The following is a 19,819-nucleotide window of genomic DNA, read 5'->3' as shown; positions in this document are numbered from 1 at the left end:
GAGGAGCTGACGGCCATACCCGTGGTTCCAGACGGACCGATCGTCCGCCAGACCGCCAAGACGTCAGCCCAGCGTGTCGCCGTTCTCGAACTTCGAGCGGAACTCGTCGCGCTCGGCATCCGGAGCCGGGACCAGGCCGTAGTCGGCGAGCGGACCATCCGTGCCGATCATCTGATCGGACAGGAAGAAGTTCACGTACTCGGCCAGACCCGGGACGACGCCGATGTGGGCCTTCTTGACGTAGAAGTAGAGCGGACGCGACACCGGGTACTCGCCCTTGGCGATGGTCTCCACCGACGGCGTGATGCCGGACACGGTGGCCACCTTCAGCTTGTCCTGGTTCTGCTCGTAGAAGGCCAGGCCGAACACGCCGATCGCCTGCTTGTCGGCATCGATGCGCGACAGGGTCTCGGTATAGTCGCCGGAGATCTCGGTGGCGGCGCCGTCCTTGCGGACCGCCATGCACTGGGCGCCGGCGGCCTTTTCGTCCATGCCGGATGCAACGAAGGCTTCCTGGGCGCCCGAGCTTTCGCAGCCGGCGGCCAGGAGCTTCTCGGAGAAGACTTCGCGGGTGCCGTGGTTCTCGGCCGGGATGAAGGCGAGAATCTTCTGGTCCGGCAGGCTGGAATCGACCTCGGCCCAGCTCGTGTACGGATTGTCGACGACCTTGCCGTCCTGAACGACCTTTGCGGCCAACGCCGTGAACACCATCTCGGGCGTCAGGGCGAAGTCCGGGCCGTTGATGTCGCTGGCGAAGACGATGCCGTCATAGCCGAATTTGACTTCCTGGATGTCGGTCACGCCAGCGCCCTTGCAGGCCTCGACCTCCGAGTCCTTGATGGCGCGCGAAGCATTGGCGATGTCGATGGTGTCAGGGCCGACGCCCTGGCAGAACTGCTTCAGGCCGGCGGACGAACCACCGGACTCGACCACGGGGGTCGGAAATTCGGGGAAGGTCTCGCCGAAGGTCTCGGCGACGATCTGCGCGTAGGGCAGAACGGTCGAAGAGCCGGCAATCTGGATCGGCTCCGCGTTCTGCGCGGAGGCTGCACCGACCATGATCATCGATGCGCCAAGCGCGAGGCTGGCAGTCTTGAGAATCGTCACGGGTTGGCTCCTTGAGGAGTTTCGTTGTCGAACCGATCATCAGGCAACCTTTCGTCACCGCGGTTCGACATTTCGTCTATCGGTCTTGGGCTACGTCTATATGACAGTTGGTTATCTGTTTTATGACAGTATAACCTACTGTTCCAGAACAGCTTTCTCCGGATTGACCCGATCGGTTGCGGCAGCCCGCAGGCGAACCGTGAAGGTCGAGCCCCGGCCGACCTCGGACTCGATCAGCAGTTCGGCACGATGGCGCACCAGGATGTTGCGCACGATCGAGAGCCCCAGGCCGGTTCCACGCTTCGCGCTGGAGTGGGCCATGTCGACGCGGTAGAACCGCTCGGTGAGGCGCGGCACATGCTCGGCGGCGATACCCGGACCGAAATCCCGGACCGCGACGTCGAAATAGCGGATGTCGCGATCGCGCCGGCTCGCCAGCGACAGCACCACCCGCTGGCCGGCTTGGCCATACTTGCAGGCGTTCTCGATCAGGTTCGAGAACACCTGGATCAGTTCGTCCCGCTCCCCGACGATCGGGTAGTCGCCGGAGGACGGTTCCAGTTCGAGCGAGACGCCGAGATCGTGGGCCAGCGGGCTCATCATCTCGCAGACTTCGCCGAGCAGGCGCTTCAGATCGACCGAGCTTTCCACCGGCACATGGCGCTTCATCTCGATGCGCGACAACGACATGAGGTCGTCGATCAGGCGCGACATGCGGGTCGCCTGGTCGTGCATGACGGCGAGGAACTTGTCCCGTGCCGCGGCATCGCCCTTGGCAGGCCCCTGCAATGTCTCGATGAAGCCGAGCACGGAAGCGAGCGGCGTGCGCAGTTCATGGCTGGCATTGGCGACGAAATCGGTGCGCATGCGCTCGACGCCGTGCTCGGCGGTGCGGTCGTAGAAGAGCAGAAGGAAGAAGTAGGGGTTCTCGCCCTGTGGCGCAGGGATAGGCGCGATGTCGACGCTCCAAGAGCGCCCCGCCAGGCCGCGCTCGACATATTGCGTCCGTTCGGCCGCCGACTGCCTGACCGCCGACTCGATCGCGGCCAGAAGTTCCGGCGAACGCAGCCGCAGCGAGATCGAATCGCCCAGCGCCATGGCGCCGAACGCCTTTTCCGACAAGGCGTTGCGATAGCGCAGCGCGAGATTGCGGTCGAGGATGAAAGCCGGGCTGGGCAGCGCCTCGACCACCGCCTTCATCGGCGTCTCCGGCCATAGCGGAATCTGGCGCCGCCGTTCCTCCTCGCGCATCTGGGCCGGCGGCCGGCGGCGCGACGGCAGGAACGCGGCCAGCGCCAAAACGGCCAGACCGCCAAGCGCTACGACACGAGCCTGCGGAAAGAAGAATGCGACGCTCAGCAGCGCCAGCGCGCCAACCACTCCGACGCGCATTGCCGACGGCTGCCAGCGCCGTTGCGCCGGGGACTCGGTATCGGGCGGCGGACTAGAGGGCATGGTGTCTCGGTCGATCCATCGAGCAATGCTCAGCGCGGTGGCGGAACACTCAACTCAGGTAGGCGCTTCGCACGACGGGGGCGGCGGTCTCCGCGCGGTCGTCGACGATCCGCATCCTGATCCCGTGCAGGACAAGCCCATCGGGGGTGTCGGCGGCCTCGAAGGTGAAATCGAAGCTTGCAGGAGCTTGATCCTGCGACGGCACGTCGAATTCGACCATGAAAACCTCCTCCTCGTCGGCGGTCCGAAGCGTTGGCCGCCCGCAGAGCGATGCGTCCGCAAACCGGCAGGTCAATTCGGCGGCGCCCGCGCCCTGCGCCGACGCGCCGACCGTCAGTTCCGCCTCGACGTGCCGGCCGGCGATCCGGTTCAGCACGCCCTGCCCGATTTCGATGGACACGGTGCCCTGACCGCCCGCTGCCGGCGTCACTTTCAAGGCACCGCCGGCACCACTGGCCACCAATTCAGCCGAGGCGCCATCCGACGTGCTGACCGCCTCCAGCTCGGAACCGGAAAAGACGGCGATCCAGGCTGCGGAGGCCGGGTCGTTCGAGCCGTTGCCGCCGCCCAGGGCCTGCACGATAGCGCTCAAAGGTGAAACCAAGACGACAGCCGCCACGGCGAGCGCGAGGATGCCCAGGGCCGCTCCCGCAACAATCGGCCAGCGCGGACGGTGGGCAGCCGGGGCCGGCCGACGCGCCCGATCCGGCGCCGCATCCAAGGCGAGAGGCTCGGCGGTCGCGCGGGAGGGTCGATCCGACATTGTCGGAGTCGGTGCGAATCGTCGCTCCGGCGACGGCGACGCCGGAAGCGGGTCGGTCTCGCGCCCTCCATAATCCGCCTCGATCTCGGCGATCGCCGCCTCGAGCCGGGCGCGATGGGCTCTCTCCGCCTCGGGGCCGGGTTGATGGCTCTCGACGAGCCGGTCCAGAGCCTGGCGAGCCGATGCATAGAGCGCCCGGCGGAAGACCGGATCAGCGGCGTCGCCCTTGTCCAAGGCGCTCCGCAGGCTCCGTTCGATGGCGCTCATCCGCCGTTCCCCCGCTCGACCCTCCGGTCTCCGGATGACGGCTGACGACCCGGACCCGAACACCGCTCAACTGCCGGGCTGGCCCGGATTCGGCATCGGCTTCCATCGACGGGAAGCCCCTTAGGCTGTGTAGAACAAGTCAAGGCGGGAGGAAACCGGCCTTGCCGGCGCGCACAGCGCTTTCGCCGGCCCCTTGGCCTGTGCCATGGTCGGCAAACGGCTTGCTCCGCAACCGCAGATATCGGGAGAAGATCCATGGCGCTGGACGGAAGAGTGGCGATCGTGACAGGCGGAGCCAAAGGCATCGGCTATGCCGTCGTCAACCGGTTCCTGCAGGAAGGCGCCAAGGTGGCGATCGCCGACGTCGACGAGAAGGCCGGCACCGAAGCCGTCGACCAGCTCTCGGACCTGGGCGATGTCGCCTTCTTTCAGACCAACATCTCCGAACGGCTCGACGTGCACAACCTGGTGGCGGCAACGCTCGATCGCTTCGGCGACGTCGACATTCTGGTCAACAATGCCGGCATCGTTCACAAGGCCGATTTTCTGGAGGTGGACGAAGCCGACTTCGACCGCGTGCTGAGGGTCAACCTCAAGGGCACCTTCCTGTGTAGCCAGGCCGTGGCGCGGCATCTGGTGGAGAAGGTGAAGCAAGGCGGCCCGGCCGGTTCGATCGTCAACATGTCGTCGATCAACGCCATTTTCGGCCTGGCGGATCAGGTCGGCTATTCGGCGTCGAAAGGCGGCGTCGCCCAGTTGACCAAGGTGATGGCGCTGTCGCTGGCGCCCTATCGCATCCGCGTCAACGCGATCGGCCCCGGGTCGATCATGACCGACCTCCTGCGCGCTGTGGCGCTCGACGAGGAGGCCAACCAGCGGATCCTGTCGCGCACGCCGCTCGGGCGCATCGGCGACCCGGCGGAAATCGCGTCGATCGCAGCGTTTTTAGCCTCCGACGATGCCAGCTACATCACCGGCGAGACGATCTATGCCGACGGCGGCCGTCTGGCGCTCAACTACACCGTCCCGGTCGACGGGGAGTAGGTCTGGATGAGTTTTGGCTGAATCGCACGGGGATTCCGTCGAGATGGAGGCGATGTGCTTTATCAATTCATGGGGGCGGCGCTTAGCGAACCGCCCCGGTGCCAGTGCTTCAGGGTCTGTCGATCAGCACCATATAGACGTGCGGGTCACCGTGCATGTTCGATGAGAACACGATGCCCTTCATGTCCGGCGTGAACGTGATATTCGGCTCTAGCCGATAGTCGTGCCCCTCCATGTTCACCAGCTTTTCCGCGTCAAGATAGCCGGGGCTGACGAGATCGGCCGCGTTTCGCGCCTTGATGCCAGCGACATCGGGGATCGGCATCGGCTTGAAGAGATAAATCCACTTGCCGTCAGGCGCATGCGCCACCATGTCCTCGTTGCCGCCATCGCCGGCGAACACGCTCTCGTCGGGTGCAACGTTGAAATGCACCGACCATTCGTTGCGTTGCAGGTGAAACCATTGCCGCTTACCGGTTTCCTGGTCGTACGAGGCGAGCCAAAAATCCTCGCCGCGTGGTGTCTGCAAATCGTACCAGATCTTTTTGCCGTCCGGAGCAAAGAACTCGTGACCGGCGATTTCCATATTCATCATACGGGTATGAATCTTCGTCAGATCCGAGCCATCGGTTCGAATGGTCCAGATCCGGTCGACCTTATGCCACGGCCCCTCATGGCAGAACATGATGAGATTGGGGTCGGTTGGCGAGAATTGCAGGTGATTGAGCCAATCGGTCGCACGGTGAACCGTCTTCACCTCGCCGTTGGCGACGTCCACGGTGAACATCTCCATCGGGATCTTCGCTTCCAGCCGGTCGTCCATGCGAACTTCTTTGGCGTCGGCATAGCTTAACGGTTTGCCGTCGGGGCCTGTAGCAGCATATTTCGTTTGCCCGGTCTTCGAATCCCGCCCTTTGCTCCCGGGCTGCAACGAAAATTCGCGCTCGGCAAATGAGCCGAGCAACAGGGTCTCGTCGCAGTTGATCGAGGCGATGCTGCCGCGGGTGATGGTGGCAACGTCGGATACTTCGCCGCTATCGACGTCGACAGCTTCGATCGTCAACGGCTTGTCCGGCGTGGCCTCGGCGTCGCTGTCTGTGCCGCCGGGTTGGAGCTTGGTGAAATAAACACGGCGTGTCTTGCGGCCAGTGAACAGCAGCTTGATATTGGGGCGCTCGAGGATCGGCTTCTGCTCCCGAGTCGCAAGATTGATCCCAGAGATGCCGCTGGGCGAATGGACGATGAGAATATCGCCTTCCGGCGTATAGCCATTCTGGTTGAAGTAGAGTGCCTTGGTTCCAGGCTCGCTCGATAGCCTAACGATGCGGTGGCCGGTTGAGTCGTCGACCCAGTTCTCGGGGCTAGACTCTCCAGTCGCATTCGATTTCGCCGCGGCTGCCATTGTGGGGCGTGCGACGCCTGTGCTTGCGGCAAGCGTTACCAAGCTTGCCTTGATGACTTGTCGTCTGTCCAACATCGACTTCCTCCGATCGCCACTGTGTAGATGCAGGTGCGCAATGTCGATTTATCGCGATCGCGGGATACGAGCCTTCGTTTTGCCGCCAGGACAGACCCCATCCTGTCAGAAAAACTAAGGCAGCCGTAGCACCTTTATCGGTCGGTTCTAGAGCGTCGGGCAATCGCCCCCCTCTCCGGCCGTCCGGCGCCGCCGGGAATCGAGGCGGCGCGAGCCTCAGCCGAAGATGAGGTTCGGCACGAACAGCACGACTCCCGGAATGAAGATCAGAAGCAGCGTCACCAGGATGACCGCCACCAACAACGGCATCGATTCACGAGTGTATTCGCCGATCGGGCAGCGCAGGATCGAGCAGACCGCATACATCGCCGCGCCCACCGGCGGCGTGAAGTTGCCGATGGTCGCGGCGACGATGAAGACGATGCCGAAATGCACCGGATCGGCGCCAAGCTGGCGCACCACCGGCAGGACGATCGGCGTCAGCATGATGATGAGGACGGTGGCGTCGATGAAGAAGCCGATGATCACGACGGCGATGCAGATCAGCGTCATGACGCCGTAGACGCTGTCGGTGACGCTGACGATCCAGTCCGCCACCGCCTCCGGCACACGCTCCAGCACGATGCCGTAACTGAAGATGGCCGAGAGCGCGATCAGGAACATGACGGCGCCGACATCCGTCAAACTGCTTTCCAGTCCCGCCAGAAACCCCTGCAGGCGCATCTGGCGATAGACGAACACACCGATGAAGACGGCGTAGAGAACGCCGAAGGCGCCGATCTCGGACGGCGTGAACACGCCCATGCGCAGGCCGACCAGCAGGAAGACGGGAAACAGCAGAGCCCACAGACCGGCGCGAAGAGCGCTCGCTGTCTCGCGCACCGTCGGCCGCGTCTGGCGCTCCGGCTCGTAGCCGCGAAAATGCGCGGTGATCCAGATCGACAGCGACAAGCCGGCCCACAACAGCAGCGCCGGCACGATACCGGCCGCAAACAGCCGGCCGATCGAGACCTGCCCGATGGTTCCAAACAGGATCATGCCGATGCCGGGCGGCACGATCGGTGTCAGCACCGCGCCATAGGACAGTGCGCCGCCGGCAAAGCCGCGGGTAAAGCCGCGCTTGACCATCTCGTCGCCGAGCATGCGCGTCTGCATCGCCGCATCGGCGATGGCCGAACCCGAGACGCCGCCCATCAGCGCGGCGAGCGCGATCGAGACCTGTGCCAAGCCCCCCTTGAGGCGGCCCGTCAGCACCGAGGCGAGATCGAGCAGACGTTCGGTGATGCCGGAGCGGTTCAGGAAGTTGCCGGCCAGGATGAACAGCGGCACGGCCAGCAGCGCGAAATTCTGGGTCTGCGATACCGTCACCTGCACCGGAATGGTGAAGGGCAGTTCCGGGTGAAGAAGGAAGAATAGCGTGCCCGAGATGGCGATGGCGAAGGCCACCGGCATGCCGATGATCAGAAAAACGACGAACGCGGCCGTGACGAGCAGCATGACGCCTAAACTTCGGGATGGGAGGGCAGGTCGGCCGGCGTGGTCTCGCCCAGGGACGCCCGGCGGATCTTGAGCACGGTGGAGATCAGGAGCAACACCGCCCCCACCGGCAGGCTCGCCGTCACCCAGGAATAGCTGATCCAGGGAATGCCCTGGAAGCTGCGTGCCCGGCTGACCCAAGCGAGCCAGCCGCCGGCATAGATGACATAGCAGAGGAAGCCGATGATGATCGCGTCGCTGACGTAGCCGACGATGCGGCGGGCCGAGGGCCGCATCCGCTCCGTCACCACCTCGATCGCCATCAGCGAGTCGTTGCGCCAAGCGATGTCGGCACACAGGAAACAGGCCCAGGCGAAGGCGCAGGTGGCCATGTCGATGGTCCAGTTCATCGGGTGATGCATCATGCGCGCCGTGCCGCCGACGAAGATGAGCGCCGCCATGGCGAGCAGGAAAAAGCCGGCGAGGACGACCTCGACCTTGAGAACGTATCGGTAGAGAGTCCGCATTCCGATCCCCGCCGGGGGCCGCCTTTATGGGGCGGCGTTGCCGATTTCCGCCTGAACCTTGTTCTTGGCGTCGACCAGGCCGAGCACCTCGTAGGCCTTCTCGCCGGCCTGCCTGAATGCCTCGAGATCGACGTCCTCGACGATGGTCATGCCGCGCTCCTTGAGCGTCGCCTTGGCCTCGTCGGACGCCTGCTGGATGACCTTGGAGGTTTCCTGCCCTGTCGCCCGGCACTCTTCTACGAGCGCCGTCTGATAGTCTTCCGGCAGTTCGTTGAACCAGGCGGAGCTGACGACCTGGAAGTTGACGAGCAGGATGTGCTTGGTCTCGTTGGCGTAGTCGAGCACCTCGTTCAAATTGGCCGCCGTGATATTGGGATAGACCAGCTCGGCGCCGTCGACCGCCTGCTGCTGCAGGCCGGGATAGACGTCACCGAAGGCCATGGCGACCGGTTCGGCCCCCAGCGCACGGATCGATTCCTGCCAGATCGGTGCGGGTGGCGTGCGGATCCGCAGCCCCTTCAGATCGTCGGGCGTATGGATTTCCTTGTTGGTGTAGAAGTTGCGGAACCCCTGAACCCAGTCGAAGCAGACGACCTTGAGGCCGTGTTCGTCGGCGAGTTCCTGCTCCCATTCCTGCATGGTGGGGGAATCGGCCAGCGCAAAGGCCTCCTCCATGGATCCGACGAAGTAGGGCCCGTTCACCACCGCGATGCCGGGCACGTAGTTGCCCAGCCGGGCCGCATCGGTGTTCTGGCCGATATTGGCGCCCTGCCGGATCTGCTCGATGATGTCCTCCTCGACGCCCAGTTGGGCGCTGTGGAAGACGTCGATCGTCAACCCGCCGCCGGTGCGCTCCTTCACCTTGTCCGCCCAGGCCAGGAAGCCCTTGTGGAACGGCTCGTTCGGCCCGAGAACGTGGTTGAAGCGCAACGTATAGGTTTCCTGCGCTCCGGCCGGCGCCGCAACCAGCACCGCCAATCCGAGCGCCACCGACAAGGCGGCAAGACCACTGCTCAGCTTCATCACACTCCTCCTCTGTTGACGTGACTGAGTCGCTGTATGTCCGGATACTATGGCACGGTCTTCGCGCTGAGCGGGCTGAGCCCGTAGCGCTTTGCAATCTCCGCAAATTCGTTGCTCGTCTCGGGATCGATCGGCACGCCCAATCGGTCACGCCGGGCCGCCTCGGCCCATTCGCGATCGCCCGGCGCCATCACGGCATGATCGGGGCGCGCCGGCGAGGCGCGCAACGTCTCGACATACCGTCGCATACCTTCGGCAAAGACCTCCGGCTCGACGAAGGCGTCAGGACGGATGGCCATGACGAAGGCGCCCATCTGGCGCGGCGTGCTCAGGTCGGGTCCGGCCATGGGCAGGATATCGAAGCTGAGCTTCATGCCCGTCAGCACGGCACTCAGGATCTCGACGAAGCCCGCGAACCCGGCTCCCTTGAAGCCGAAGGCGCCGCCCAGCGGGGCCAGCATCTCGGTCTCTTCCGGATTGCTCGTATCGAGGCCGTCGGCCGTCGATGCCGTGCCGGGAGGCATCGACCGTCCCAGGCTGCGATAGAGCAGGATGCGGTTGTACGGCACCGAACTCGTGGCCATGTCCAGCAGCCAGGGATGCTCGTCGTCCATGGGAACGGCGCAGGCGAACGGGTTGGTGCCGTGGAAGCGCGCGGCGCCGTCATGCAGACGCACGAAGCTGTCCGAATTGCAGGTCACGACGCCGATCATGCCGGCCGCGGCGGCCGGAACGGCATAGGCGCCCGCCGGCCCGAAGTGCGAGCTGTTGCGGATCGCGACAGCACCGATTCCGTATTCGGCCGCGAGGTCGACCGCATGGTCCATGGCGAAATAGGCCGAGCGGGCGCCATGGCCGTGGTCGCCATCGAGAGTGGCTGTGGCGCCCATCAGACGCAGCAGCCTCGGGCTGGGCCGCGGATTGACACGCCCCGCCGCCAAGACCGTGAGGTAGTGGCCCAGGAGCCTCACGCCGTGGCTGTCGATGCCGAGCCGCGTGCCGTGCATCATGGCCCGCGTCGCGGCCTCGGCGGTCGGGGCGTCGACGCCGACCGCCGCCAGGGCTTCCCGGCAGAACCGGTCGAGGTCGGCAAGTGCCACCCGGCCGACGTCGGACGGGTTCGGCTGATCCAAGGCGGTCACAATGTCAGCCCTCCGTCCACGACGAACATCTGGCCGGTGGTGAAGGCCGATTCGTCGCCGGCCAGGTAGATGGCAGCGGCCGCCATCTCCTCCGCCGTACCGAGACGGCCCATCGGCTGACGCGCGACGAATTCTTCCCGCATCTTTTCCGGATCATCGCTCGCCTGGATGCGGCTTTCCAGCGATGGTGAATGGGTGGTGCCCGGACAGAGCGCGTTGACGCGGACGCCGGTGCGGACGACATCGCGGGCAACGGCCTTGGTCAATCCGATGACGGCGGCCTTGCTGGCCCCATAGGCTGCACGATTGGCGACCCCGGTGATGCTGGAGGCCACCGAAGCCACGTTGATGATGGAGCCGCCCCGGCGATCGATCATCTGCGGCAGGACCGCCCGGATCGTCCGGAAACAGGACGTGACGTTCTGGTCGAGGCTCTCGGCCCAATCCTGCTCGCTGCAATCGAGAATCGTGCCGTTCTGAACCCAGCCGGCACAGTTCACCAGAATATCGATACGGCCGGCATTCGCAACGGCGTGCCGGACGGCCTCGCCGTCGGTCACGTCGAGTTGGCGCGGCTCGATCGCCTCATCGATCGCGGGGAGGTCCTGCATCTTGGCGAGCGTGCGGCTGAGCGCGACGACTTCGGCTCCCTCCCGGGCGAAGGCGATCGCAATCGCGCGCCCGATGCCCTGACCGGCACCCGTGACGAAAGCGCGCTTGCCATCGAGCCGTCCTGCCATCGTCCTCCTCCGATCAACGTCGACTGTGTACACTATACATCATCTCGCGAACGAGAGGCAATCCCATACCACCGATTCCACCCTCGGTTGAGACCGTTTGCAGCACCGTCCGTTTGGATTTAGTCATGGCCAACGGTGATCGGGAACAAACGAATCGTGGATTTTCCCTCCGAGCAGCCCATCGACCAAAGCGACGGCCGCATTTCGGGCACGGCGCCGCGCCTCTACGAGCGTGCTTTCGCCATCCTGGCGGAGCAGATCAGAACGGGTGCGCTCGGTGCCGGGCAGCAGCTGACCGAAACGAGTATCGCCGAGCGCTTCGGGGTGAGTCGCGCGCCTGCTCGGCGGGCGCTCCTCGAACTGTCCCATGCCGGGCTCGTCGAAAAATCAGACGGCCGCGGCTATATCGTCAGCGATCATAGCGGGCAGGACGGCGCCCTCGCTGCGGATGTCGACGCGCCGGCGAGCCCGTCGGTCCCACCCCCGGTGCGCCTGCTCTCCCAGCCTAGCTGGCAGCCCATCTACGACGAGGTCGAAGAGGAGATCATCGCGCGCATTGCCTTCGGCGCGTGGCGGCTGAACGAGGCCAAGCTGGCGCTGAGCTACTACGTCAGTCGCACGGTGGCGCGTGACGTGGTGGCACGCCTGCAGCAGCGAGGGCTGCTCAACAAGGACGATCGATCGCGCTGGTGCGCGCCGGCTCTATCGCCCGAGCTGGTGGACGACCTCTACGAGCTGAGAGCCATCCTGGAACCGGCGGCACTGATCAAGGCCGCAGCCACCCTATCGCCCGCGACGCTCGCCGGAGCGCGCGCTCATCTGGAAAATGCGATTGCCCTGCCGGAGGTCGGGGTTCCGCTGCTCGACGCGCTCGAACAGGAGCTGCATGTCGATCTGCTGCGCCATTGCGGCAACGCCCCCCTGATCGAAGCGATCGCCGCGCCGCAGTCGCTTCTGCTGGCGCATCGGTTTCTGTATCGATGGACCGGCGACCTGTTCGGGCAGGAACCCTTTCTGTCCGAGCATCTCTCGATCATCGCGGCTCTGGAACGGGGCGACGTCGCCATCGCCGCGAGCCTGCTGCGCGAGCACCTGCAGGTCTCCAGCGGTCGCGCCCTGGCGCGTATCGACCTCATCCAGAAGGCCGCAACGCCGCACGACCTGCCCTATCTGGAGCGCCAGACTTAGGCTCGAGATGGCAAATATTGGAACGCGGGGGGACGATCGACTGTCGTTTTACTACCGACACTTTCGTGGACCGGTCGGTGATACCCTCTCAATAGCCAGGTCCAGCGGACACTCTGCTTAGCCTTCAGCCTGGCTCAGCCGCGACACACGATTCCGGAGGCGGCGCATTCACTGCGCAACGCTTCGACCACGGCTTCAAGTGGTACGCCGGACGACACATGTCGTCCCACCAGCCGCGTGGCTTCCTCGTTGAGGTCCAGCACCCGTCGGGCATCCGGCCATTGCTTCATGAGCTCAGCGATATCGATCGCCACATCCAAAAATCGAGCCATCGAGGTCGTCCGTTGCGGTTGGATTGCCGGCTACAAAAGCTGAATATCCGGTAGTAACCTACTTTTTACCGGAAAGTTCCCTGACGATCCCGATAACGGTTCTTCTGGTTTCAAATCGGTTCAGCTTATGAAATTGTAGATTTCTAATGCCAAAAGCCGGAAAACGCACCGTCACACCGTCGCCTTGGCGCCCTGGACTTTTTCCTGCCTTACCATTCTCGGGTGGACTTTAAGGCATCGGGAATGCACTCTAGAGGCTGGTCAGATGGTCTTGCGTTTCTAACGGAGAGGAGACGGCAATGGCTTTCGACACGACACGCAACGATGACCCCGCACGGTGGGATGAGCGCCGGCAGATTCTCAGGTTCGCGCCCAAGGTGGCCTTGGGTGAAGACGTGAAATTGGCCCTTGAGGCCGGGTTTTCGGTCGAAGAAATTCGCTACATGTTCGATCTTGCCGATGATCAGTTGATCGGAGCAGGACCTGCTGCCTGACGATGCCGCGTGCCCGACGACGATCGCGATCGCTTTTCGCAAAGGCCTTCCTCGGATAGGTTGGGGATCGTGCGGTCTTGCGGGCGCGATCCGGAGCCGAGAACTCCTCCTTCGTGGCTGCCCCACCCGGCATGTTCGAAGGCCGAGCCGGCGGACTGACCGGCGCCATCGACACGGAATCCTTCGCAACTCGCGGCGCATCACGGCGTTCATGACATGGAATGCCTGGATGGAGATCTCAATGACTGCGAGCAAGCCTCACGACCGCCCGGAGGGCCGGAAGCCTGCTAAGATGTCCGACGCGCCGCCCGAAGGTCCGCACGCCAAACCCGAGCTGACCAATGAGGATGCGACGCCCGGAGCCGGCACGCTGCCCGACGTGAAGCACGGCGGCGATGCCGACGGCGGCGCCGGCTGAGCCACCAACCCCTCGTCCATCCATCTCATGGCATCGGAGGCGGAGGCCCAGGTCTTCTTCTCCGCACTCGCCCAGCACATCCTTCATTTCATGTCGATATCGGAACAACGGCGCCATTGGCGCAGGAATCTCGCGGTCGGAAAGGCCCTCGGCGGCAAGGCGGTCGCGCAGGTCACGCAGCGGGTCGAGGTGCCTACGCTCATCGTCCTGGTGATCCTGGCGGCGGGCCTTTGGGGCTTCGTCAATCTCGCCGGCGAGGTGCTGGAAGGCGACACTCACGGCTTCGACGCGATGATCTTGACGGCGCTTCGCAACCCCGTCGATCTCGGCGATCCGATCGGGCCGCCGTGGTTCGAGGAAACGGCTCGCGACTTCACCGCCCTGGGGGGCGTGGGTGTGCTGTCATTCCTAACTTTAGCCGTTGCCGGATGGCTCTGGATGCGTGGCAATCGACGGTCGATGTGGCTGGTGCTGCTGTCCACCGGCAGTGGCTATCTGGTCGGCAATCTCCTCAAGCGGGGCTTCGACCGGCCGCGTCCCGATCTCGTACCGCATGAAGCCGTCGTCTATACGGCCAGCTTTCCCAGCAACCATTCGATGATGTCGGCAGTCGTCTATCTGACCCTTGCCGCGCTGGTGGCCCGTGTCGAGCCAAACCGAAAGGTTAAGGCCTACCTGATCGGCGTCGCCATCCTGTTGGCCGTGTTGGTCGGCGCCAGCCGCGTGTATCTCGGCGTGCATTGGCCGACCGACGTGGCTGCCGGCTGGACCATGGGGGCGATCTGGGCGCTGGCCTGGTGGCTCTGCGCGCGCTGGCTGGAAACCCGCGGCATGGTCGAGCCGGAACGCGACGACGGCGCATCCTAGCCGGCTCCAGGGCAAATATCTCTTATCTCTGCGCCTCGTCGATCCACGGCACGCAGCGGTCTGTTGCGCGCCGCACACGGCCTGTGGCAGACACGTCCCCGGGAGATCGAGCGAGCGTAGCGGCTGCGGCCGCAGAGGAGACGCACAATGCGAAACGCACGGGGACCGCGCCGGAGCGGCTACCACCTGCGCCAGTGGATCGCAGCCGCCGGGTTTGGATTGATCGCCGCCTTTGCCGGAATGCCCGACGCCCGAGCCGCCAAGGACAGCGTCGTCATCGGCATGGGAATCGAGCCGACGGGCCTCGATCCGACGATCGCCGCTCCGGCCGCCATCGGCCAGGTGACCTGGCAGAACATCTTCGAAGGCCTGACGCGCATCGACCGCGACGGCAAGGTTCAGCCGCAGCTCGCCAGCGGCTGGACGATTTCCGACGACGGAAAGACCTATACGTTCCAGTTGCGCTCCGGCGTCACCTTCCACAACGGCCAGCCTTTCGACGCGTCGACCGCCAAGTTTACGCTGGATCGCGCTCGCGGCGACCGGTCGACCAACCCGCAAAAGCAGTTCTTCAGCGTGATCGACCGCGTCGAAGCGGCCGATCCGCGGACCCTGGTCGTCCACCTGACGGAGCCCGCCGGCAACCTGCTCTACTGGCTCGGCTGGCCGGCCTCCGTCATGGTCGAGCCGCAGTCGGCCGATACCAACAAGACCGATCCAATCGGCACGGGGCCTTTCAAGTTCGCCGATTGGCGGCAGGGCGATCGCCTCGAGATCGTACGGAACGACGACTATTGGAACGGCGAGGACATGCCGGCGCTCGCCTCCGCCAGTTTCCGCTTCATCAGCGATCCGCAGGCCCAGGCGGCGGCCATCCGCAGCGGTGACGTCGACGCCTTTCCGGAATTCGGCGCGCCGGAACTCTTCGGCAGCTTCGAGGGCGATCCGAAACTCAAGGCGGTCGCGGGCGACACCGAGCTCAAGGTCGTGGCCGGCATGAACCTGCGCAAGGCGCCCTTCGACAATCCCAAGGTGCGCCAGGCGCTGATGATGGCGGTCGACCGTGCCACCGTCATCGAGGGAGCATGGTCGGGCTACGGCCAGCCGATCGGCAGCCATTTCACGCCCAACGATCCCGGCTATGTCGACGCCACCGGCGTCTATCCCTACGACCCGGACAAGGCGCGCGCTCTGCTGCAAGAGGCGGGCTACGGCGATGGCCTGACCCTGTCCATCAAGACGCCGCAGATGAGCTATGCCACCCGCTCCTCGGAGATCCTGCAGGCGCTGTTCGCCGAGATCGGCGTGACGCTCGATATCGTTCCCACAGAGTTTCCGGCGACCTGGATCGACCAGGTGTTCACCGGGCACGATTTCGACATGACGATCGTCGCCCATGCCGAGCCGTTGGACATCGGGATCTATGCCCGCAAGGACTATTATTTCGGCTACGACAATCCCAAGTTCGACGAGACCATCGCGGCGGCCGAACAGGCGACGGACGAGGAAAAGCGGTTCGAGCTCTATGGCGAGGCGCAGATGATGCTGGCTCGCGACGTGCCGGCTCTCTATCTTTTCGTCATGCCGAAGCTGGGCGTATGGAACATCCATCTTTCCGGCCTCTGGGACAATGAACCGATCCCCTCCAACGACCTCACGGATGTCCGCTGGGAAGAGTAGTTCCGGGCGCTCCGCGCCCGACCATCGCATGACGAAGCGGGCTCGGGCGTGATGCCGATCGCCATTCTCAAACGTCTTGCCAGTCTCGCCGCGACCCTTGCCGCCGTCTCGATCATCGTCTTCCTGGTGATGAACGTGCTGCCCGGCGATCCGGCGGCGGTGCAACTCGGCACTTCGGCGCGCGAGGACACGTTGGCGGCGCTACGGGCCGAGATGGGGCTCGATCGGCCGCTGCCGGTGCGCTACGCGGTCTGGATCGGCGGCGCGCTGACCGGCGATCTGGGCACTTCCTCCACCTATGGGGTGCCGGTGGCCGGGCTCGTCCTCGATCGGCTGGCAGTCACCCTGCCCTTGGCGCTGATGGCGATCGGCCTGGCCGTCGCGATCGCCCTGCCGCTCGGCATCCTCGCCGCATCGCGCCAGAACCGCGCCGCCGACTGGGCCGCGTCGATCTTCGCCCAGCTCGGCGTCGCCACTCCGAATTTCTGGATCGGCCTGATCCTGATCCTGATCTTCGCCGGCAGACTCGGATGGCTCCCCTCCGGCGGCTTTCCCGGATGGGCGGACGGGCTCAGCGGCAGTCTGAAAGCCTTGCTCCTGCCGGCCGTCGCGCTGGCCCTGCCGCAGGCGGGCGTCCTGACGCGCGTCACCCGCTCGGCGGTTCTGGAGGTGCTGAACGAGGACTTCGTGCGCACTGCCCGCGCCAAGGGCCTGACACGGCGTCAGGCTTTGTGGCGTCACGCGGTGCCGAACGCGCTGACCCCGGTGGTGACCATCCTCGGCCTCCAGTTCACCTTCCTGATCGCCGGTGCCGTGCTGGTGGAAAACATCTTCACCCTGCCCGGCCTCGGCCGCCTTGCCTATCAGGCTCTCACCCAGCGCGACCTGGTGGTGATGCAGGACGTGGTGCTGCTGCTCGCCATGCTGGTGATCACGGTGAACTTTCTGGTCGACCTCCTCCAGCTGGCGCTCGATCCGCGACTGCGGAGGATGCCATGACGCTGGGGGCGCTGCTCGAGCGAACCCGAACCGGCCGGCCGCCACGCCGTCGAATGGCATTGCGCCAGCCGAAGCTGCTGATCGGCGGCGGCCTGATGACGGTATTCCTGGCCGTCGCCTGCCTCGCGCCCTTCTGGACGCCGGCCGTCCCGACCCGGATCAACATCGCCCAGAAGCTGCGGCCGCCGCTGGAGGCCGGCCTGCTCGGCACCGACCAGCTCGGCCGCGATATTCTCTCGCTGCTGATGGCGGGCGCCAGCAATTCGCTGAGCGTCGCCTTGCTTGCGGTGGTGCTGGGTGCCGGCGTCGGGACCGGGTTGGGTCTTGCGGCCGCGGCGCGGCGCGGCTGGCTCGACGAGATCGTCATGCGAGCGATGGACGTCGTCTTCGCCTTTCCGCCGATCGTCTCGGCGATGATGCTGGGCGCAGCCCTGGGCTCCGGTTTGGCGACGGCGGTGACCGCCATCGCCGTCTTCATGGTGCCGGTTTTCGCCCGTCTGGCACGAGGCACCGCCCGGCGCATCCTGACCCGCGACTACGTCCTGGCCGCTCGCAGCGCCGGCAAAGGAACGATGCGCATCGCGCTGGAGCATGTTCTGCCCAACATGGGCGGCGAGATCGTCGTGCAGGCGACGCTCCAACTCGGACTGGCGATCCTCACCGAGGCGGGCCTGAGCTTTCTCGGCCTCGGCCTGCCGCCGCCGTCGCCGAGCTGGGGGCGCATGCTGGCGGATTCGCAGACCTATTTCGGCCTTGCGCCCTGGATCGCAATCGCGCCCGGAATGACCATCGCCCTCGCGGTGCTCGGGCTCAATCTGCTCGGCGATGCCTTGCGCGACCTCTTCGATCCGCGCCGGAGCCTCGGCGCGTGAGCCCGCTGCTGGCCATCCGCGACCTGTCGATCGTGCTCGACGACGGGCAAGGGCGGATGCCGATCGTCGCCGACATGGCCTTCGATCTCGAAGCCGGCGAGACGCTGGGGGTGGTCGGCGAGTCCGGGTCCGGCAAGTCGCTGCTCGCCCTGGCGCTGATTGGACTGCTCCCCGGCGGAGCGCAGGTGTCGGGCAGCATCCGCTTCGACGGCGAAGAGCTGGTCGGCCGCGACGAGGACGCCTATTGCCAACTGCGCGGCAGCCGCATCGCCATGATCTTTCAGGAGCCGATGACGGCGCTTAACCCGTCCATGCGCGTCGGCGATCAGATCGCCGAGGGCCTGCGCCTGGGCGGGATGGACCGCGAAGCGGCGCGCGAGCGAGCGCTGAACCTGCTCGATCGCGTTCGCATCACCGACGCCAGGCAGCGCATGGCTTCCTATCCGCACGAACTGTCGGGCGGCCAGCGCCAACGGGTGATGATCGCCATCGCACTCGCCCGAAATCCGGCGCTGTTGATCGCCGACGAGCCGACCACGGCGCTCGATACCACCGTGCAGGCCGAAATCCTCGACATCCTCGCCGAACTGGTCGCTGACTTGGGGATGGCGCTGATCCTGGTGAGCCATGACCTCGGCGTGATCGCGCGGGCGACGCGGCGAACGCTCGTCATGTATGCCGGCACGCGCTTCGAGGACGGCGCGACAGCGGAGATTCTGGGCACACCGCGCAATCCCTATACGCAGGCCCTCCTCGCCGCGAGGCCGGCCCGCCGCACCGCGGCGGCCGAGGTTCTGCGTCCCCGGCCGCGGCTGGCAGCCATCCCCGGAGTTGTACCGGCCTATGCAGCGTTGCCGCCCGGCTGTCGTTTTGCCGACCGCTGCGCGCGTCGGATCGCGGCCTGCGACGACGGCGAACCGGCCTGGCGAGAGTTGAGCGACGGGCGCGGCGTGCGCTGCCTGCGCGCGGGCGAGCAGGACCAAGGGGCATGAGCGCGGGCGCTCCCCTCCTCGCGGTCGACCATCTGTCGCGCGTGTTCGGCGGTGGCGGACTGCTGCACAAGGGCCCGCGGGTATGCGCGCTCGACGATATTTCGCTGACGATCGCTCACGGCGAGGTGCTCGGCATCGTCGGCGGGTCCGGGTCCGGCAAGTCGACGCTGGCGCGGCTGGTGATGGCACTCGATCGGCCGACCTCTGGCCGGATCCGGTTCGAGGGCCAGGATCTCGCCACCCTCCCGCCGGCGAAGCTGGCGCGATTGCGGCCCGACTTCCAGATGGTGTTCCAGGACCCCTATGCCTCGCTCGATCCTCGCCACCGCGTCGGGCGCATCGTGGCCGAGCCGCTGCACCTGCTCCACCCGCAACCAGACCGGGCGGCGCGGCGCGAGCGGGTCGCCGAAATGCTGACGAATGTCGGTCTGGCGCCGACGGATGCCGATCGATACCCGCATGAATTCTCCGGCGGCCAGCGCCAGCGCATCGCCATCGCACGGGCTCTCATCACGCGCCCGAAGCTTCTGGTCGCCGACGAAGCGGTGTCGGCTCTCGACCTGTTGGTCCAGGCACAGGTGTTGAACCTTCTCATGGATCTGCAGGAACGGGAAAATCTGGCGATCCTGTTCATCAGCCACGATCTCGCGGCCGTCGAGGCGATCTCCGACCGGATCGGCGTGATGTACCAGGGCCGGCTGGTGGAAATCGGTCCCGCCCACCGAGTGCTGGGCCAGCCGCATCATGCCTATACGCAAAGGCTGATCGAGGCGGAGCCGACCCTGTCGGCAGTCAGGCCTTCCGCGCCCTTGTCCGCCTGAACGAACGTTCCGGGCGCCGATCGACCGTCCGAATGAGCCGCACGTCTCGGCACATTGTCTTCCGGCTAACGAAATATGATGACACGAAGTGCCGCTACTGCTTGGCGGGACCGGAGCGCATATCCGACTGCCATG

Annotated in this window: 20 protein-coding genes; 10 read left to right on the top strand and 10 right to left on the bottom strand. The window is 65.4% G+C overall.

Going from position 1 to position 19,819, the window contains the following annotated elements; genetic code table 11:
* Positions 1 to 63 precede the first annotated feature (63 nt).
* The 3 genes from SMD10_RS11330 to SMD10_RS11320 form a co-directional block, all read right to left on the bottom strand.
* Complete coding sequence (locus SMD10_RS11330) at positions 64 to 1,107, bottom strand: PstS family phosphate ABC transporter substrate-binding protein (protein WP_432757227.1); 1,044 nt, start codon at positions 1,105 to 1,107, stop codon at positions 64 to 66.
* 135 nt (positions 1,108 to 1,242) lie between these two features.
* Positions 1,243 to 2,562 (bottom strand): ATP-binding protein, encoded by a 1,320-nt coding sequence (locus tag SMD10_RS11325; RefSeq protein ID WP_331685795.1) that lies wholly within the window; start codon positions 2,560 to 2,562, stop codon positions 1,243 to 1,245.
* A 49-nt stretch (positions 2,563 to 2,611) separates the two neighbouring features.
* Positions 2,612 to 3,592: a hypothetical protein gene (locus SMD10_RS11320; protein WP_331685794.1), complete on the bottom strand. Its 981-nt coding sequence runs from the start codon at positions 3,590 to 3,592 to the stop codon at positions 2,612 to 2,614.
* A 255-nt stretch (positions 3,593 to 3,847) separates the two neighbouring features.
* Here SMD10_RS11320 and SMD10_RS11315 point away from each other — a divergent pair, with 255 nt between their 5' ends.
* Positions 3,848 to 4,636 (top strand): SDR family NAD(P)-dependent oxidoreductase, encoded by a 789-nt coding sequence (locus SMD10_RS11315; protein WP_331685793.1) that lies wholly within the window; start codon positions 3,848 to 3,850, stop codon positions 4,634 to 4,636.
* Between the two features lie 109 nt (positions 4,637 to 4,745).
* On the opposite strand, the gene SMD10_RS11310 is transcribed toward SMD10_RS11315, so the two are convergent.
* From SMD10_RS11310 to SMD10_RS11285, 6 genes are all read right to left on the bottom strand, one after another.
* The gene (locus SMD10_RS11310; RefSeq protein WP_331685792.1) at positions 4,746 to 6,113 is read right to left on the bottom strand and encodes an oligogalacturonate lyase family protein; all 1,368 of its coding nucleotides are present in this window, start codon (positions 6,111 to 6,113) and stop codon (positions 4,746 to 4,748) included.
* A gap of 216 nt (positions 6,114 to 6,329) precedes the next feature.
* The gene (locus SMD10_RS11305) at positions 6,330 to 7,610 is read right to left on the bottom strand and encodes a TRAP transporter large permease (RefSeq protein ID WP_331685791.1); all 1,281 of its coding nucleotides are present in this window, start codon (positions 7,608 to 7,610) and stop codon (positions 6,330 to 6,332) included.
* Positions 7,611 to 7,615: 5 nt separating this feature from the next.
* Positions 7,616 to 8,116, bottom strand: a complete 501-nt coding sequence (locus tag SMD10_RS11300; RefSeq protein ID WP_331685790.1) for a TRAP transporter small permease — start codon at positions 8,114 to 8,116, stop codon at positions 7,616 to 7,618.
* A gap of 24 nt (positions 8,117 to 8,140) precedes the next feature.
* Complete coding sequence (locus SMD10_RS11295; protein ID WP_331685789.1) at positions 8,141 to 9,139, bottom strand: C4-dicarboxylate TRAP transporter substrate-binding protein; 999 nt, start codon at positions 9,137 to 9,139, stop codon at positions 8,141 to 8,143.
* A 47-nt stretch (positions 9,140 to 9,186) separates the two neighbouring features.
* The gene (locus tag SMD10_RS11290) at positions 9,187 to 10,272 is read right to left on the bottom strand and encodes an Ldh family oxidoreductase (protein WP_331685835.1); all 1,086 of its coding nucleotides are present in this window, start codon (positions 10,270 to 10,272) and stop codon (positions 9,187 to 9,189) included.
* 5 nt (positions 10,273 to 10,277) lie between these two features.
* Positions 10,278 to 11,021, bottom strand: a complete 744-nt coding sequence (locus SMD10_RS11285) for an SDR family oxidoreductase (RefSeq protein ID WP_331685788.1) — start codon at positions 11,019 to 11,021, stop codon at positions 10,278 to 10,280.
* Between the two features lie 156 nt (positions 11,022 to 11,177).
* Here SMD10_RS11285 and SMD10_RS11280 point away from each other — a divergent pair, with 156 nt between their 5' ends.
* Entirely contained in the window at positions 11,178 to 12,209 is a 1,032-nt protein-coding gene (locus SMD10_RS11280; RefSeq protein ID WP_331685787.1) for a GntR family transcriptional regulator, read from the top strand.
* Positions 12,210 to 12,343: 134 nt separating this feature from the next.
* Here SMD10_RS11280 and SMD10_RS11275 read toward each other — a convergent pair whose 3' ends face one another.
* Complete coding sequence (locus tag SMD10_RS11275; RefSeq protein ID WP_331685786.1) at positions 12,344 to 12,541, bottom strand: hypothetical protein; 198 nt, start codon at positions 12,539 to 12,541, stop codon at positions 12,344 to 12,346.
* A gap of 299 nt (positions 12,542 to 12,840) precedes the next feature.
* On the opposite strand from SMD10_RS11275, the gene SMD10_RS11270 reads away from it, so the two are divergent.
* The 8 genes from SMD10_RS11270 (at position 12,841) to SMD10_RS11235 (ending at position 19,684) form a co-directional block, all read left to right on the top strand.
* Positions 12,841 to 13,035 (top strand): hypothetical protein, encoded by a 195-nt coding sequence (locus tag SMD10_RS11270; RefSeq protein WP_331685785.1) that lies wholly within the window; start codon positions 12,841 to 12,843, stop codon positions 13,033 to 13,035.
* Positions 13,036 to 13,276: 241 nt separating this feature from the next.
* Positions 13,277 to 13,453, top strand: coding sequence for a hypothetical protein (locus SMD10_RS11265; protein WP_331685784.1), 177 nt, complete (start codon positions 13,277 to 13,279; stop codon positions 13,451 to 13,453).
* 27 nt (positions 13,454 to 13,480) lie between these two features.
* A complete protein-coding gene (locus SMD10_RS11260) occupies positions 13,481 to 14,320 on the top strand; it encodes a phosphatase PAP2 family protein (protein WP_331685783.1) in 840 nt (279 codons plus the stop codon).
* 240 nt (positions 14,321 to 14,560) lie between these two features.
* Positions 14,561 to 16,000, top strand: a complete 1,440-nt coding sequence (locus SMD10_RS11255; RefSeq protein WP_331685834.1) for an ABC transporter substrate-binding protein — start codon at positions 14,561 to 14,563, stop codon at positions 15,998 to 16,000.
* 51 nt (positions 16,001 to 16,051) lie between these two features.
* The gene (locus tag SMD10_RS11250) at positions 16,052 to 16,999 is read left to right on the top strand and encodes an ABC transporter permease (RefSeq protein ID WP_331685782.1); all 948 of its coding nucleotides are present in this window, start codon (positions 16,052 to 16,054) and stop codon (positions 16,997 to 16,999) included.
* Positions 16,996 to 17,871: an ABC transporter permease gene (locus tag SMD10_RS11245; protein ID WP_432757226.1), complete on the top strand. Its 876-nt coding sequence runs from the start codon at positions 16,996 to 16,998 to the stop codon at positions 17,869 to 17,871. Before SMD10_RS11250 ends, SMD10_RS11245 begins: the two co-directional genes overlap by 4 nt.
* A complete protein-coding gene (locus tag SMD10_RS11240) occupies positions 17,868 to 18,863 on the top strand; it encodes an ABC transporter ATP-binding protein (RefSeq protein ID WP_331685781.1) in 996 nt (331 codons plus the stop codon). The genes SMD10_RS11245 and SMD10_RS11240 overlap by 4 nt, the downstream gene beginning before the upstream one ends.
* Positions 18,860 to 19,684, top strand: coding sequence for an ATP-binding cassette domain-containing protein (locus SMD10_RS11235; RefSeq protein WP_331685780.1), 825 nt, complete (start codon positions 18,860 to 18,862; stop codon positions 19,682 to 19,684). Before SMD10_RS11240 ends, SMD10_RS11235 begins: the two co-directional genes overlap by 4 nt.
* Positions 19,685 to 19,819: the final 135 nt, after the last annotated feature.

It is taken from the genome of Consotaella aegiceratis, assembly GCF_036541425.1.
Taxonomy (GTDB): Bacteria; Pseudomonadota; Alphaproteobacteria; order Rhizobiales; family Rhizobiaceae; genus Consotaella; species Consotaella aegiceratis.
Note: the sequence above shows the minus strand (reverse complement) of the source record. Positions and strands in the feature narration are given on the sequence as shown.